This is a genomic window from Arthrobacter sp. 05T410, assembly GCF_056396505.1.
Map to the genome: position 1 here is coordinate 62,610 of NZ_JBFTLP010000008.1, position 13,955 is coordinate 76,564.

General features: G+C 66.2%; 13 protein-coding genes. 10 read left to right on the forward strand and 3 right to left on the reverse strand.

All coding sequences use genetic code 11. From position 1 onward, the window contains the following. Positions 1-41 precede the first annotated feature (41 nt). The 5 genes from AC1DFR_RS12695 (at position 42) to AC1DFR_RS12715 (ending at position 5,953) form a co-directional block, all read left to right on the forward strand. Positions 42-1,550, forward strand: a complete 1,509-nt coding sequence (locus AC1DFR_RS12695) for a CoA-acylating methylmalonate-semialdehyde dehydrogenase (protein WP_476851294.1) — start codon at positions 42-44, stop codon at positions 1,548-1,550. A 91-nt stretch (positions 1,551-1,641) separates the two neighbouring features. Beyond that, positions 1,642-2,553 carry a sugar phosphate isomerase/epimerase family protein gene (locus AC1DFR_RS12700; RefSeq protein ID WP_476873502.1) on the forward strand — a complete coding sequence of 304 codons (912 nt, stop codon included), beginning with the start codon at positions 1,642-1,644 and terminating at the stop codon, positions 2,551-2,553. A gap of 16 nt (positions 2,554-2,569) precedes the next feature. Beyond that, a complete protein-coding gene (locus AC1DFR_RS12705; protein WP_476873503.1) occupies positions 2,570-3,583 on the forward strand; it encodes a Gfo/Idh/MocA family protein in 1,014 nt (337 codons plus the stop codon). 82 nt (positions 3,584-3,665) lie between these two features. After that, a complete protein-coding gene (locus AC1DFR_RS12710; RefSeq protein WP_476873504.1) occupies positions 3,666-4,541 on the forward strand; it encodes a sugar phosphate isomerase/epimerase family protein in 876 nt (291 codons plus the stop codon). Next, positions 4,538-5,953, forward strand: coding sequence for a sugar porter family MFS transporter (locus AC1DFR_RS12715; protein WP_476873505.1), 1,416 nt, complete (start codon positions 4,538-4,540; stop codon positions 5,951-5,953). Before AC1DFR_RS12710 ends, AC1DFR_RS12715 begins: the two co-directional genes overlap by 4 nt. Before the next feature lie 102 nt (positions 5,954-6,055). On the opposite strand, the gene AC1DFR_RS12720 is transcribed toward AC1DFR_RS12715, so the two are convergent. Continuing rightward, on the reverse strand, positions 6,056-6,505 hold the full coding sequence (locus tag AC1DFR_RS12720) for a MarR family winged helix-turn-helix transcriptional regulator (protein ID WP_223915289.1): 450 nt from the start codon (positions 6,503-6,505) through the stop codon (positions 6,056-6,058). Between the two features lie 164 nt (positions 6,506-6,669). Here AC1DFR_RS12720 and AC1DFR_RS12725 point away from each other — a divergent pair, with 164 nt between their 5' ends. Both AC1DFR_RS12725 and AC1DFR_RS12730 read left to right on the forward strand, forming a co-directional pair. Further along, entirely contained in the window at positions 6,670-7,935 is a 1,266-nt protein-coding gene (locus AC1DFR_RS12725; protein ID WP_230007655.1) for an MFS transporter, read from the forward strand. A gap of 55 nt (positions 7,936-7,990) precedes the next feature. Further along, a complete protein-coding gene (locus AC1DFR_RS12730) occupies positions 7,991-8,809 on the forward strand; it encodes an aldo/keto reductase (RefSeq protein WP_230007656.1) in 819 nt (272 codons plus the stop codon). A gap of 27 nt (positions 8,810-8,836) precedes the next feature. Here the strand turns inward: AC1DFR_RS12730 and iolB are convergent, their stop codons facing one another. Beyond that, a complete protein-coding gene (iolB, locus tag AC1DFR_RS12735; protein ID WP_476873506.1) occupies positions 8,837-9,733 on the reverse strand; it encodes a 5-deoxy-glucuronate isomerase in 897 nt (298 codons plus the stop codon). Positions 9,734-9,827: 94 nt separating this feature from the next. After that, on the reverse strand, positions 9,828-10,568 hold the full coding sequence (locus AC1DFR_RS12740; protein WP_223914252.1) for a GntR family transcriptional regulator: 741 nt from the start codon (positions 10,566-10,568) through the stop codon (positions 9,828-9,830). 348 nt (positions 10,569-10,916) lie between these two features. Here AC1DFR_RS12740 and AC1DFR_RS12745 point away from each other — a divergent pair, with 348 nt between their 5' ends. The 3 genes from AC1DFR_RS12745 to AC1DFR_RS12755 are packed head-to-tail and all read left to right on the forward strand — an operon-like array spanning position 10,917 to position 13,947. Further along, entirely contained in the window at positions 10,917-11,912 is a 996-nt protein-coding gene (locus tag AC1DFR_RS12745) for a substrate-binding domain-containing protein (RefSeq protein WP_028275612.1), read from the forward strand. 52 nt (positions 11,913-11,964) lie between these two features. Further along, complete coding sequence (locus AC1DFR_RS12750; RefSeq protein ID WP_028275613.1) at positions 11,965-13,014, forward strand: ABC transporter permease; 1,050 nt, start codon at positions 11,965-11,967, stop codon at positions 13,012-13,014. Between the two features lie 15 nt (positions 13,015-13,029). Continuing rightward, entirely contained in the window at positions 13,030-13,947 is a 918-nt protein-coding gene (locus AC1DFR_RS12755; RefSeq protein ID WP_476873507.1) for an ATP-binding cassette domain-containing protein, read from the forward strand. Positions 13,948-13,955 lie beyond the last annotated feature (8 nt).

Sequence of the window (13,955 nt, forward strand, 5' to 3'; positions counted from 1 at the left end):
TCATCACCACGAACAGCCACAGACCAAGGAAGTCCACCACTATGTCAACGACGACCGTCACCACCATCAGCCACTTCATCAACGGCGCCGAAACCGCCGGTGAGGGCACCCGCACCCAGCCCGTCTACAACCCGGCCACCGGCGCCGTCTCCGCGGAGCTGCGGCTGGCCAACCGGGAAGACCTGGACACCACCGTCGCCGCCGCCCGCGCTGCCGCCGATTCCTGGGGCGACATCTCCCTGGCCAAGCGCACCGCGGTGCTGTTCAAGTTCCGCGAACTCGTCGCCTCCCACGTGGACGAGCTCGCCGAACTGATCACTGCCGAACACGGCAAGGTCCTCTCCGACGCCAAGGGCGAGATCGGCCGCGGACTCGAGGTCATCGAGTTCGCCTGCGGCATCCCGCAGCTGCTCAAGGGCGACTACTCGGACCAGGTCTCCACCGGCATCGACGTCTTCTCCTTCCGCGAACCGCTCGGCGTCGTCGCCGGCATCACCCCGTTCAACTTCCCGGTCATGGTCCCGCTGTGGATGGCCCCGATGGCGATCGCCACCGGCAACGCCTTCATCCTCAAGCCCTCCGAGCGCGACCCCTCCGCCTCGATGCTGCTCGCCAAGCTGTGGAAGCAGGCCGGGCTGCCCGACGGCGTCTTCCAGGTCCTGCACGGCGACAAGGAAACGGTCGACGGCCTCCTGACCCACCCGGACGTGGACGGCATCTCCTTCGTCGGTTCCACCCCGATCGCGAAGTACGTCCACGAGACCGCCACCGCCCACGGCAAGCGCGTCCAGGCCCTGGGCGGGGCGAAGAACCACGCGATCATCCTGCCCGACGCCGACCTCGACAACGCTGCCGACCACCTGGCCGCCGCCGCCTTCGGCTCCGCCGGGGAACGCTGCATGGCCATCTCGGTCGCCGTCGCCGTCGGCGAAGCCGCCGACCTGCTGGTCAAGAAGGTCGAGGAGCGCGCCCTGGCCGTCAAGGTCAACAACGGCACCGTGCCCGACGCCGAAATGGGCCCGGTCATCACGCCGGCGTCCAAGGAACGCATCGTGAAGATCGTCACCGAAGCCGAAACCGCCGGCGCCGCGATGGTGGTGGACGGCCGCGACCTCGTGGTCCCCGGCCACGAAGACGGGTTCTGGGTCGGCCCGACCGTCCTGGACCACGTCACGGCCGGGATGACCGCCTACACCGAGGAAATCTTCGGCCCCGTCCTGGTCGTGGTCCGGGTGGAGGACCTCGACGCCGGCATCGCCCTGATCAACTCCAACCCCTACGGCAACGGCACCGCGATCTTCACCTCTTCCGGCGCCGCGGCCCGGAAGTTCCAGCGCTCCGTCACCGTGGGCATGATCGGCATCAACGTGCCGCTGCCCGTGCCGGTGGCGTACCACTCCTTCGGCGGCTGGAAGGCCTCGCTGTTCGGCGACAAGCACATCTACGGCCCCGAAGGCGTCTCGTTCTACACCCGCGGCAAGGTGGTCACCTCGCGCTGGCCCGAACCGACGCACGCCTCCGGCGCCTCCTACAACTTCCCGTCCAACTGACGCCTCGACTAACCACGATCGACTGCTCCGCAACCGCCGTTTTAAGCGTCCAAAACGGCACCTGCGGAGCACTCGATGAGAAGGAATGGAAATGACAGAGAACAAGCTGATCATCGGCACCGCGCCGGACTCCTGGGGCGTCTGGTTCCCGGATGACCCCCAGCAGACCCCGTGGGAACGCTTCCTCGACGAGGTCGCCGAATCCGGTTACAAGTGGATCGAACTTGGCCCCTATGGCTACCTCCCCAACGATCCGGCCCGTCTCGCCGAAGAGCTCAAGCAGCGCGACCTCAAGATCTCGGCCGGCACCGTGTTCACCGCATTCCACCGCGGGGCCCACCAGTACGACGAAGCCTGGGAGCCGGCCCGCAAGGTCGCCGAACTCACGGCAGCCATGGGGGGCGAACACATCGTGGTCATTCCCGCGATGTGGCGCGACGACGTCACCGGCGAGGCCGTCGAGAGCGGCACGCTTACCGAGAAGGCGTGGAGCGACCTGTTCTCAGGCCACAACCGCATGGGCAAGACCCTCTTGGAGGATTTCGGCCTGAAGCAGCAGTTCCACTCGCACGCCGACTCCCACGTCGGCGCGCAGGAGGACATCGAAACCCTGCTCGCGGCCACAGACCCGAAGTACCTCAACCTCTGCCTGGATACCGGCCACGCCGAATACTGCGGGGCCTCCAGCCTCGACCTAATCAAGAACTATCCGGACCGGATCGGCTACCTGCACCTCAAGCAGATCAACCCGGACATCCTCAAAAAGGTTAACGAGGAAAACATGACGTGGGCCGCCGCCAACCTGGCCGGCGTGATGACCGAGCCGCCGAACGGGCTGCCGGACCTGCGCGCCGTCATCGAAGCCGTGGAGGCGCTCAACCGGCCGATCTTTGGCATTGTGGAACAGGACATGTATCCCGTGGCCTTCGACGTCCCGATGCCGATCGCCAAGCGCACCCGGAACTACCTGCTCTCCTGCGGCTCCCGCACCGCCGTCAACTAGAACTGAGGACAAGATCATGACCAAGACCCTCCGCGTAGCTGTCATCGGCGCCGGCCGTATGGGCGCAGACCACATCCAGCGGCTCAACACCCGCATCCACGGCGCCGAAGTTGCCGCCGTCGTCGACGTCGACCTCGCCCGTGCCCAGGCCGCCATCGAAGGCATCCCCGGCGCCGTCGCCCTCGCCGACGCCGAGGAGGCCCTCAACAACGGCGACGTCAACGCCGTCCTGATCGCCACCCCCGGCTTCCTGCACGAGGACATCCTGCTCAAGGCGATCGCCAAGGACATCCCGATCCTCTGCGAGAAGCCGCTCACCCCGGATGCCGAATCCTCCTGGAAGATTGTCGAAGCCGAGCGGGAGCTGGGCCACAAGCGCATCCAGGTCGGCTTCATGCGCCGCTTCGACGCCGAATACGCCGCCCTCGGCAAAATCATCCGCGACTCCGAACTCGGTGAGCTGCTCATGCTGCACCACCAGCACCGGAACCCCACCACCCCGGCGGGCTTCACCAACGAGATGCTGATCAACGACTCCGTGGTCCACGAATTCGACGCCATCCGCTACTTCACCGGCGAGGAAATCACCTCGGTCCAGGTCCGCCTCGGCAAGGCCACACGGAACGCCCCGGCCGGTCAGCACGACCCGCAGCACGTCCTGATCGAGACCGAGTCCGGTGTCCTGGCCGACGTCGAGATCTACGTCAACGCGAAGTTCGGCTACGAGGTGGCCACCCAGGCCTCCTTCGAAGACGGCATCGTCAGCATCGGCGGCGACAAAGGCCCGTACACCCGCAGCAACGGCCGCTGGGGCGGCCACGTCACCCCCGGCTTCGAGGAACGCTTCGGGGCGGCGTACGACGTCGAAATCCAGTCCTGGGTGGACGCCGCCCTGCGCGATGAGATCGGCGGCCCCACCGCCTGGGACGGCTACGCCACGGCCGCCTGCTGCGAGGCCGGCGTCGAGGCGCAGAAGAACGGCGAAAAGGTCGCCGTGAAGCTCAACGCCATGCCCGCCCTGTACCGCTAAAACCCCGCCGGCCGGCGCCTTCTACTGCAAAGAACGCGCCGGCCGGCCGCACGCCCGCCAGATCCACAATGGAGTGTTCACCGTGAAAATCGCCCTAGATCCCACGCCGTTCCACCACAGCCACGGACTCCTCGAGTTCCCGCGCGTGGTGGCCGACCTCGGCTACAAGTACATGCAGATGACCCCGCACGCCGATTTCATCCCCTTCTTCAACCACCCGAAGGCCGACGACGAGCTCGTGGGCAAGCTGAAGGCGGCCTGCAAGGACGCGGGAATCGAAATCGCGTCGGTGCTGCCCGTGCTGCGCTGGTCCGGCCCGGACGAGGACGCACGCGAGGCGGCCGTCCGCTACTGGAAACGCGCCATCCAGATCACCGTGGACCTGGGCGTTGGCATCATGAACACCGAATTCAGCGGCCGACCGGAGAAGGCCGAAGAATCCGAGCGGGCCTTCTACCGCTCCATGGAGGAGCTGCTCCCCATCATCGAGCGGGAGGGGATCGACCTGCTGATCGATCCGCACCCGGACGACTTCGTCGAGGAGGGCCTGGCCGCGATCCGCGTGATCCGCGGGCTGAACTCGAAGAATGTTGGCCTGGTCTACGTGGCCTCGCACAGCTTCCACATGAAGAACGCACCGCTGGAGATCATGCGGGCCGCGGGCGACAAGCTGCGCCTGGTCCACGTGGCCGACACGATGGACCACCACGCCTCACACGGGCTGCGCTACATCACCAACCCGCCCGGCAACCCCGTCCGCGTGCACCAGCACCTGAAAATCGGCGACGGCGACGTCAACTGGGACGAGTTCTTCGGCGGCCTGCAGGAGATCGGCTTCCTGGACCGTGAAGATACGGTGATGGTCTCCAGCGTCTTCGCCGAGGACGACAACGCCGCGGACGTCTCCCGGTACCAGCTGGAGACCATGAAACAGCGCGTCGCGAAGGCGAGCCTATGACGGCGCCCGTCGCCGAGGTGACACGGCCCGTCAACCACAAACGGGCCCTCCGGACCGCGACGATCGTCTCCACTTTCGGCGGACTGCTCTTCGGCTACGACACCGGCGTGATCAACGGCGCTTTGCCGTACATGCAGGTGGACCTGGGCCTCACGCCACTGACCGAAGGGCTCGTGACCTCCTCGCTGCTGTTCGGGGCGGCCTTTGGCGCCCTCTTCGGCGGGCGCCTGGCGGACCGCCACGGCCGGCGCAAAATGATCATGGTGCTGGCCGTGGTGTTCCTCGCCGGCACCCTTGCGTGTACCTTCGCGCCGAACACGGAGGTGATGATCCTGGCACGCCTGATCCTCGGCCTGGCCGTGGGCGGGGCCTCGGTGACGGTGCCGGTGTACCTGGCCGAGGTCTCACCGAGTGCCCGGCGCGGACGAATTGTCACCCAAAACGAGCTGATGATCGTCACGGGCCAGCTGCTGGCCTTCATGTTCAACGCCTACCTCGGCAACAGCTTCGGCGAGGCCGGCGGGATCTGGCGCTGGATGCTGGTCATCGCAACCCTGCCGGCGATCGCGCTCTGGGTCGGTATGAACTTCATGCCCGAAAGCCCGCGCTGGCTGGCATCGATGGGCAGCTTCGGCGAAACCCTCAGTGTGCTGCAGCGGATCCGCTCCCAGTCCGAGGCCAGGGCTGAATTTGAAGAAGTCAAGGCCATGGCCGTGGAGGACTACAAGGCCAAGATGGGCTCCTGGAAGGACCTCAGTGTTCCGTGGCTCCGGCACATCTTCGTGGTGGGGATCGGCCTCGCGGTCATCCAGCAGATCACGGGCGTCAACTCGATCATGTACTACGGCACGCAGATCCTCGCCGAGTCCGGATTCGGCCGCGAAGCGGCCCTCACGGCCAACATCGCCAACGGGGTCATCTCCGTTCTCGCCACGTTTCTGGGCATCTGGCTGCTGGGCAAAGTGGGACGGCGGAGGATGCTCATCACTGGCCAGCTCGGCACCACGACGGCGCTGTTCCTGATCGGCGTCTTCTCTCTCATCCTCCCCGAGGGCCCCGCCCGGGGCTTCGTCATCCTGGCCCTGACCGTGACATTCCTGGCCTTCCAGCAAGGTGCAATCTCACCGGTCACCTGGCTGATGCTCTCAGAGATCTTCCCGCTGAAGATCCGCGGCCTGGGCATGGGCGCCTCGGCCTTCGTGCTGTGGATCGTGAACTTCCTGGTTGGCTTCGGCTTCCCGCAGCTCCTCGCCGCGATCGGACTGTCCAGCACCTTCTTCGTCTTCGCTGTGCTCGGCGTCGGGGCCATCGCCTTTGCCGCGAAGTACATTCCGGAGACCAAGGGCAAGAGCCTGGAGGACCTGGAATACTTCTTCAAACAGGCGGCCGCCAGGGAACCGGTCACCGTCTAGCCGCAGTCAAGAAAGCCCTGCACGCACAAGCCCCGCCCGGGATTCGTCCCCGGCGGGGCTTTCTGCGTTCTTTCTGCGTACTCGCGCGAGGCGGTTGCCGCGCTAGGCCGCGGCGTGCAGCCGGGGGAGGGCGTCGACCAGCGGCGCCAGTTCGGGGACTTCCTGGGCCTCGGCCAGCGCCCGCTCCAGCGTGGCGTCGTGGACCGGCCTGCTCTGCTCGAGCAGGGCGATGCCGCTGGGGGTGAGCTCGGTGTAAATTCCGCGGCGGTCATCCGCGCACAGGATCCGGGTCAGCAGCCCGCGGTCCTCGAGCCGGTTGACCAGGCGCGTGGTGGCACTCGCGCTCAACGCCGTGGCACGGGCCAGCTGCTGCATCCGCATGTGCCAGCCGTCCTGCCGGCTCAGCGCGTCCAGCACGGTGTACTCCACGACCGAGAGCTGCGCCTCGGCCTGCAAGGACCGCTCCAGCTCGGCCTCGATCAGCCCGTGCAGGGCCGCCAGGGTCCGCCAGCCTTGCGCCCGGACCTCGACGGCGTCGTCCTTGATGCCCATCACGTGTTTCCCTTCAACTCGCGTGCCCGGCGGGGTGGTGACGGGCACATCAAATAATAGTTGCTTGCGCGCTGTATCTGCTTGTGCAAGAATAAATAACGCGTCTGCAACTACTAGCTTACGCGCCATACCCCATCCCGTACAGCTTTGTAAGGAGCACCTCCATGCCTGTTGGCCTGATAGCCCTCGCCCTCGGCGGGTTCGGCATCGGACTCACCGAGTTCGTCATCATGGGCCTGCTGCCGCAAGTGGCCGCAGACTTCCACGTCACCGAGGCGACCGCGGGCTGGCTCATCTCCGGCTACGCGCTCGCCGTCGTGGTCGGGGCGCTTGGCCTCACCGCGGCCGTGACGCGCTTCGAACGCAAGCCCGTGCTGGCGGTACTGATGGTGCTCTTCATCGCCGGCAACCTCGTCTCGGCGCTCGCGCCGGATTACTCGGTAATGATGATCGGCCGCATCATTGCCGCCCTCGCACATGGCGCGTTCTTCGGCATCGGCGCCGTCGTGGCCGCGAGCATGGTGGCGCCCACTAAGAAGGCGGGTGCGATCGCGATCATGTTCACCGGCCTGACGGCTGCGAATGTGCTCGGTGTCCCGTTCGGCACCATGCTGGGCCAGGCCGCGGGCTGGCGCTCCACGTTCTGGGCGATCACCGTGATCGGTGTCCTCGCCCTGGCCGGCATCCTCGCCCTGGTGCCCAGAACAGGTTCGGGAGATTCAGCCTCTGGTTCTGCCTCCGGCGGTCTGCGCGGCGAGCTCCGTGCCTTCCGGTCCGGACAGGTCTGGCTCTCCATCCTCGTCACCATCCTTGGGTACGGCGGCATGTTCGGCGCCTTCACCTACATCGCCTTCACCCTCACCGAGGTCACCGGCTTCTCCGCCACCACGGTCCCGTGGCTGCTGATCCTCTTTGGCGTCGGGCTCTTCATCGGCAACACCGTGGGCGGCAAGGCGGCCGACAAGAATGTGGACCGCACCCTGCTGGTAGTGCTCGCCATTCTGGTGGTGGTGCTCGTGGTCTTCGCCCTGACCGCCGGCAACCAGCCGTTGACCATCGCCTCCATGGTGTTGCTGGGCGGCTTCGGCTTCGCCACGGTTCCGGGACTGCAGATGCGCGTCATGAAATACGCCAGCAGCGCTCCCACCCTGGCCTCCGGCGCCAACATCGGCGCATTCAACGTCGGCAATGCCCTGGGCGCCTGGCTGGGCGGCGTCACCATCACCGCCGGCCTCGGCTACACCTCGCCCATCTGGGCCGGCGCCGGGATCACCCTGTTGGGCCTGGCAGTGATGGCGTTCGCCGCGGCTCACGCAAAGAAGCACGACGCCGACCTGCCGGGAACCGGCGGATCAACCGTGCCCGCCGTTGCAGCGGCGGAAACCAGCACAGACCTTCCGGTCACCGAGGCTGCAGCCGTTGCCCGCTGACCGCCCGACCACAACAGACCGCCCGACCACAACAACAGGAGACACCGTGAACTCAATGCCCCATATCGTCCTCAACAACGGGGTGCAGATGCCGCAGCTGGGCTTCGGCGTCTTCCAGATTCCCGACGCCGAGACCACCGAGGCGGTAGCAGCGGCGCTCGCAGCCGGTTACCGGAGCATCGACACGGCCGCAATCTACGGAAACGAGACCGGAACTGGCCGCGCGATCGCGGAATCCGGGATCGCCCGGGAGGAGCTCTTCATCACGTCCAAGCTCTGGATCGACGACCTCGGCTACGAACCGGCCCTTGCCGCCTTCGACGCGAGCCTGGACAAGCTGGGTCTCGACTACCTGGATCTTTACCTGATCCACTGGCCCGCGCCGGCATCGGACCGGTACGCCGACTCCTGGTTGGCCCTTGAGAAACTCCTTGCCGACGGCCGGGTCAGGGCCATCGGCGTCTCCAATTTCGAGCCGGGACACCTGCAGCGGCTCATCGACCTGGGCGGAACGGTGCCGGCCGTCAACCAGGTGGAACTGCACCCGGCCCTTCAGCAGCACGCAGTGACGGTGTTCAACGCGGCGCAGGGCATTGCGACGGAGGCCTGGAGTCCGTTGGCCCAGGGTGCACTGCTGGCGGATCCGGCCATCACGGAGATCGCCGCGCGGCACGGCAGAACCCCGGCGCAGGTCATTCTGCGCTGGCACCTGCAGCAGGGGAGGATCGTCATCCCGAAGTCAGTGACGCCGGCCCGGATCCGGGAAAACCTGGAGGTGTTCGGCTTTGAGCTTTCCGCGGGCGAACTGGCGGCCGTGAATGCCCTTGAGCGGAACGGGCGCACCGGACCGCACCCGGCCACGTTCAATGGCTAGCTGTCAGCGCCTGAGCAGCCGAACGGCCTAGCGGCCGAATGGCAGCCGCGGGTCCAGGTCCTGGCCCTCCCAGGTCTGGCGGATCCAGCCGTGGTGCGGGTCATCGCTGATGAGCCAGTCGCGGACCGGGCCAGGGCCGGCCATGACGTTGAGGTAATACATGTCGTAGCCGGGGGCGGCCATGGCGGGTCCGTGCCAGCCGTAGGGCACCAGAACGACGTCGCCGGTCCGGACCTCGGCCGCAACGTCGATGGGCCGCTCGTCGGAGGCGTAGACGCGCTGGTAGCCGATGGCGTCGTCGGCGCCGGGCCGCTGCGGCGCCCCTGGCGTGACGCGGGTTTCGAAGTAGTAGATCTCCTCGAGGCTGGTCTCGCCGTCTTTTTCCTCGTCGTGCTTGTGCGGGGGATAGGAGGACCAGTTTCCGGCGGGGGTGAGGACCTCGCAGACAATGAAGCGGTCCGCCTCCAGCGCGGCGGGGGTGCCGAAGTTGTGGACCTGGCGGGAGCAGTTGCCCGCCCCGCGCAGTTCCACCGGCGTCTCGGCGGCCGTGATGAGGCGGGTCGGGTAGGAGGCTTTGGCCGGCGCGGTGGCCACGGCCACCCGTCCGCCGTCGGCCGATGTGATGGTTACTGCCTTGCCGGCTCCGGTGTAGAGCACATCGCTGGGGCCGCTGAAGACGCTGTCCCGGCCGGACAGGGGATAGTCCTGCCCGTCGACGGTCGCTACGAAAGAGCCGTTGAGCGGGATCACGATGCGTTCCTCCGCCGCCGCGTCCAGGCTGACGGCGCCGCCGGCAGCGAGCGTGGCAACCTTCAGCCCGGTATGCGCCCAGCCGTCCACCTCCAGTCCGGAATCGGACGTCCCGATGGAAATGTCCCACTTGCCTTCGGCTGCGGTGCCGAGCGGATAGACCCAGTTGGCCATGGAAGCTGCCCTTTCGTTGTCGCGCCGGAGGCAGGCGCGTGTGTGTGCGGGTTGGAGCCGGTTGCGCCCGTCGCTGGCGCCTAACTCTGGACGCTTACCTCTGGACCAGTGTCATTTCGAAGCTGTAGGAATCCGCCCGGTAGACGTGGTGGCCGGTTTCCACCATGCGTCCGGTGTCGTCCACCGCGGTCCGCTCCATGGTCACCAGGGCGGAGCCGGGGGTGGTCTCGAGCAGCGGCGCCTGGTAGTCGTTGGCGATCATGGCGCCGATCCGCTGTGAGGCAAGCCGGAAGTTCACGCCGCCGTTGCGGAGGATGGCGTAGAGGCCCTGCGAGCCCAGGCTTGCCTCGTCGATAGCGGTGATGTCGTCCCGCACCCAGTTCTCCATCAGGGCCAGCGGCTTGCCGCCCACTTTCCGGAGCCTGGTGAAGTGGTAGACCTTGGCGCCGGCCGGAAGCTGCAGTGCCGTCCGGATCGCGCCGTCCGCCTCCTCATGCGAGAAGCTGAGCACGTCGGTGGTGGGCTTGCTGCCGTTGTTGCTCAGGTCGTCGTAGAGGCTGGAGAGTTCCAGTGGGCGGCGGACCTGGCTGGACACCACCTGGGTGCCGACGCCGCGCTTGCGGACCAGGAGGCCCGAGCGGACCAGCTCGTCCATGGCTTTTCTCATCGTGGGCCGGGACAGGTTCAGCTGGGCGGCCAGGTCGATCTCGTTTTCCAGCCTGCTGCCGGGTTCCAGCAGCCCGGTGTGGATCGCTGCCTCGATGCCCTGGACCACTTGGTGGTACAGCGGCACCGGGGAAGAGCGGTCGATCCGCAGATTCAGTTGATTCGCCACTGGGCATGCTCCCTTGTGCTCCGCGGCGGTCGTCGTGCCGGCCTGCCCGCGTATGTCAGTGTATGTTCGCTTGATAGGACATACTGCCTTTTTCTGATAGTAGCAGGGCTGCCAAGAGGTGCCAAGGGCTGCTGTGACGGGCCTTGTTTGCGGGGGTCGGGCTGTCGGCGCTGGCCCGTCAAGCCCCGTGAATGGGACATTCCGATCACACTTCGTTACGTCCAAACATCCTAATGTCAGGACAAACTATTGACAACTGTGATTGGAGTCACCATGATCGGTTGTAGATGGCTCATGGACCGACGCGATGAAGCGGCCGGCGTGGCCCGGAATCAAAGGAGATTGATCGTGACCAAGTTCTCGTGGCGGAAGGCGACCCTCGTGGCGGCCGTTGTACCCATGCTGGCCCTGAGCGCGTGTTCGAGCACCGGCGGCAAGCCCGCAGACTCAGGCAATGCGGCTGGCGGAGGCCAGGCAGCCAGCACCTCCCGCATCAAGGTCGCCCTTATCACGCACGCCGCAGCCGGTGACACGTTCTGGGATATTGTTCGCAAGGGCGCCGAGGAGGCATCGGCGAAGGACAATGTTGAGCTCCTCTATACGTCTGATCCCGAAGCCGGGCGCCAGGCCCAGCTCATTCAGCAGGCCATTGACCAGAAGGTCGACGGCATCGCGGTCACGCTCGCCAAGCCCGAAGCCCTCAAAGACGTCCTGAAGAAGGCCTCCGACGCCGGCATCCCGATTGTGAGCCTCAACGCCGGTGAATCGGTCTCCTCCCAGCTCGGAGCATTCACCCACTTCGGTTCCAACGAGCAGCTCGCCGGTCAAGCCGTGGGCACCAAGCTGGCCGCGGACGGCTACAAGCACCCGGTCTGCGTGATTCAGGAACAGGGCCACGTGGGACTTGAAGCACGGTGCGCGGGCGTCAAGGCGAAGGTTCCCGGAACGGAGATCCTTTACGTCGACGGCAAGGATATGACCTCCGTTCAGTCCACCGCGACTGCCAAGCTTCAGGCTTCCAAGGACGCCGACGTCATCATCGGCCTCGGCGCCCCCATCACCCTGACCCTCCTCAAGTCGGTCACTGACGCCGGCAGCTCTGCCAAGGTTGCCAGTTTCGACCTCAACGCGGAGCTCGCCCAGAAGATCGTGGATGGTGCAGTTCTGTTCACCGTGGACCAGCAGCCGTGGCTGCAGGGCTACGGAGCCGTTGACGCCATCTGGCAGAACAAGCGGGGCGGCTTCAAGATCGGCGGCGGCCAGCCTGTGCTGACAGGCCCGGCGGTCATCGACAAATCCAATGCGGCCGATGTCCTGACCTTCGCCCAGCAGGGCGTCCGCTAACAGCCCGCTGGCCGGGCCGGTTCGCGCCGGCCCGGCGGCAAGGAGACTTATCATGACCATCACCCAGACCAAGACAAAGTCGCCGGCGCCCGATGAGCGCGTCGCCAAGCGCAGTCCGTTCCAGAAACTGCTCGGACGTCCCGAGGTCGGTGCTCTGGTGGGCGCGATCGTCCTCTTCATCTTCTTCGCGTTGGTGTCCCCGACCTTTACCCAGCCCGGTGCCCTGGCGACCATCCTGTACGGGTCCTCCACGATCGGGATCATGGCGGTGGGGGTGTCCTTGCTGATGATCGGCGGGGAGTTCGACCTCTCCACCGGCGTCGCCGTGATCACCTCGGCGCTGACGGCGTCGCTGTTCAGCTGGTACTTCACCACGAACGTCTGGGTCGGCGTCGGGCTGGCCCTGGTGGTCTCCCTGTCCGTCGGGTTCATCAACGGCTGGATTCTGATCAAGACCAAGCTGCCGTCCTTCATCGTCACCCTGGCGACGTTCCTGATGCTGACCGGCCTGAACCTGGGCCTGACCCGGCTGATCGGCGGCTCGGTGTCTTCGCCCTCGATCTCGACCATGGACGGTTTCGCATCGGCCCGGGCGGTGTTCGCCTCCTCGGTGAGCGTCGGCGGCGTCGACATCAAGATCACCGTGTTCTACTGGTTCGCGCTCGTCGCGGTCGCGACCTGGGTGCTGATGCGGACCCGGGTGGGGAACTGGATCTTCGCCGTGGGCGGGGACGCGAACGCGGCCCGCGCCGTGGGCGTGCCGGTCAAGGCCACCAAGATCGGTTTGTTCATGGCCGTGGGGTTCTGCGCCTGGATTCTGGGCATGCACAACCTCTTCGCCTTCGACACCGTGCAGTCCGGTGAGGGCGTGGGCAACGAGTTCCTCTACATCATCGCCGCGGTGATCGGCGGCTGCCTGCTCACCGGCGGGTACGGCTCGGCGATCGGCGGCGCGATCGGCGCGTTCATCTTCGGCATGGCCAACAAGGGCATCGTCTACGCGCAGTGGAACCCGGACTGGTTCAAGTTCTTCCTTGGCCTGATGCTGCTGCTGGCCACCATCGTCAACCTCATCGTCAAGCGCCGCGCGGAACTGAAGTAGAAGGGCCCCGGAACCATGAATGCCAAAGAGATCGACCAGCAGACCCTGCTGCAGAACGAAAACGATCCCCTCACCCACACCCCGGTGCACCTGCTCTCCCTCGACGGGGTCGGGAAGCACTACGGGAACATCATCGCCCTCTCCGGGGTGACCATGGCGGTGGACAACGGCCGCGTCACCTGCGTGCTGGGCGACAACGGTGCGGGCAAGTCCACGCTGATCAAGATCATCGCCGGCCTGCACCAGCACGACGCCGGGGTCCTGAAGATCATGGGGGAGGAGCGGAAGTTCAGCTCTCCCCGGGACGCCCTCGATGTCGGCATCGCCACGGTCTACCAGGACCTCGCCGTGGTGCCGCTGATGCCGATCTGGCGGAACTTCTTCCTCGGCTCGGAACTGACCAGCGGGTTTGGTCCGTTCAAGAGCATGGACGTCGAGAAGATGAAGGACATCACGCTCAAGGAACTCGCCGCGATGGGCATCGACCTGCGCGATGTGGAGCAGCCCATCGGCCAGCTCTCCGGCGGTGAACGCCAGTGTGTCGCGATCGCCCGGGCCGTGTACTTCGGCGCGAAGGTCCTGATCCTGGACGAGCCCACTGCGGCACTGGGCGTGAAGCAGTCCGGCGTGGTGCTCCGCTACATCCTGCAGGCCCGCGACCGCGGCCTCGGGGTCATCTTCATCACCCACAACCCGCACCACGCCTTCCCTGTCGGGGACCGGTTCCTGCTGCTCAAACGGGGCAAATCGATCGGCTATTACGACAAGAAGGACATCACCTTGGACGAGCTCACCGCCCAGATGGCCGGCGGCGCAGAACTCGCCGAACTCGCCCACGAACTCGAACAACTCGGCGGCCACAGCGACGTCGTCAAGGAAGTCCAGGGCGAAGTCGCCGACGTGTCCCAAACCACCGGCAAGACCTACGGGTAACGGCCGCC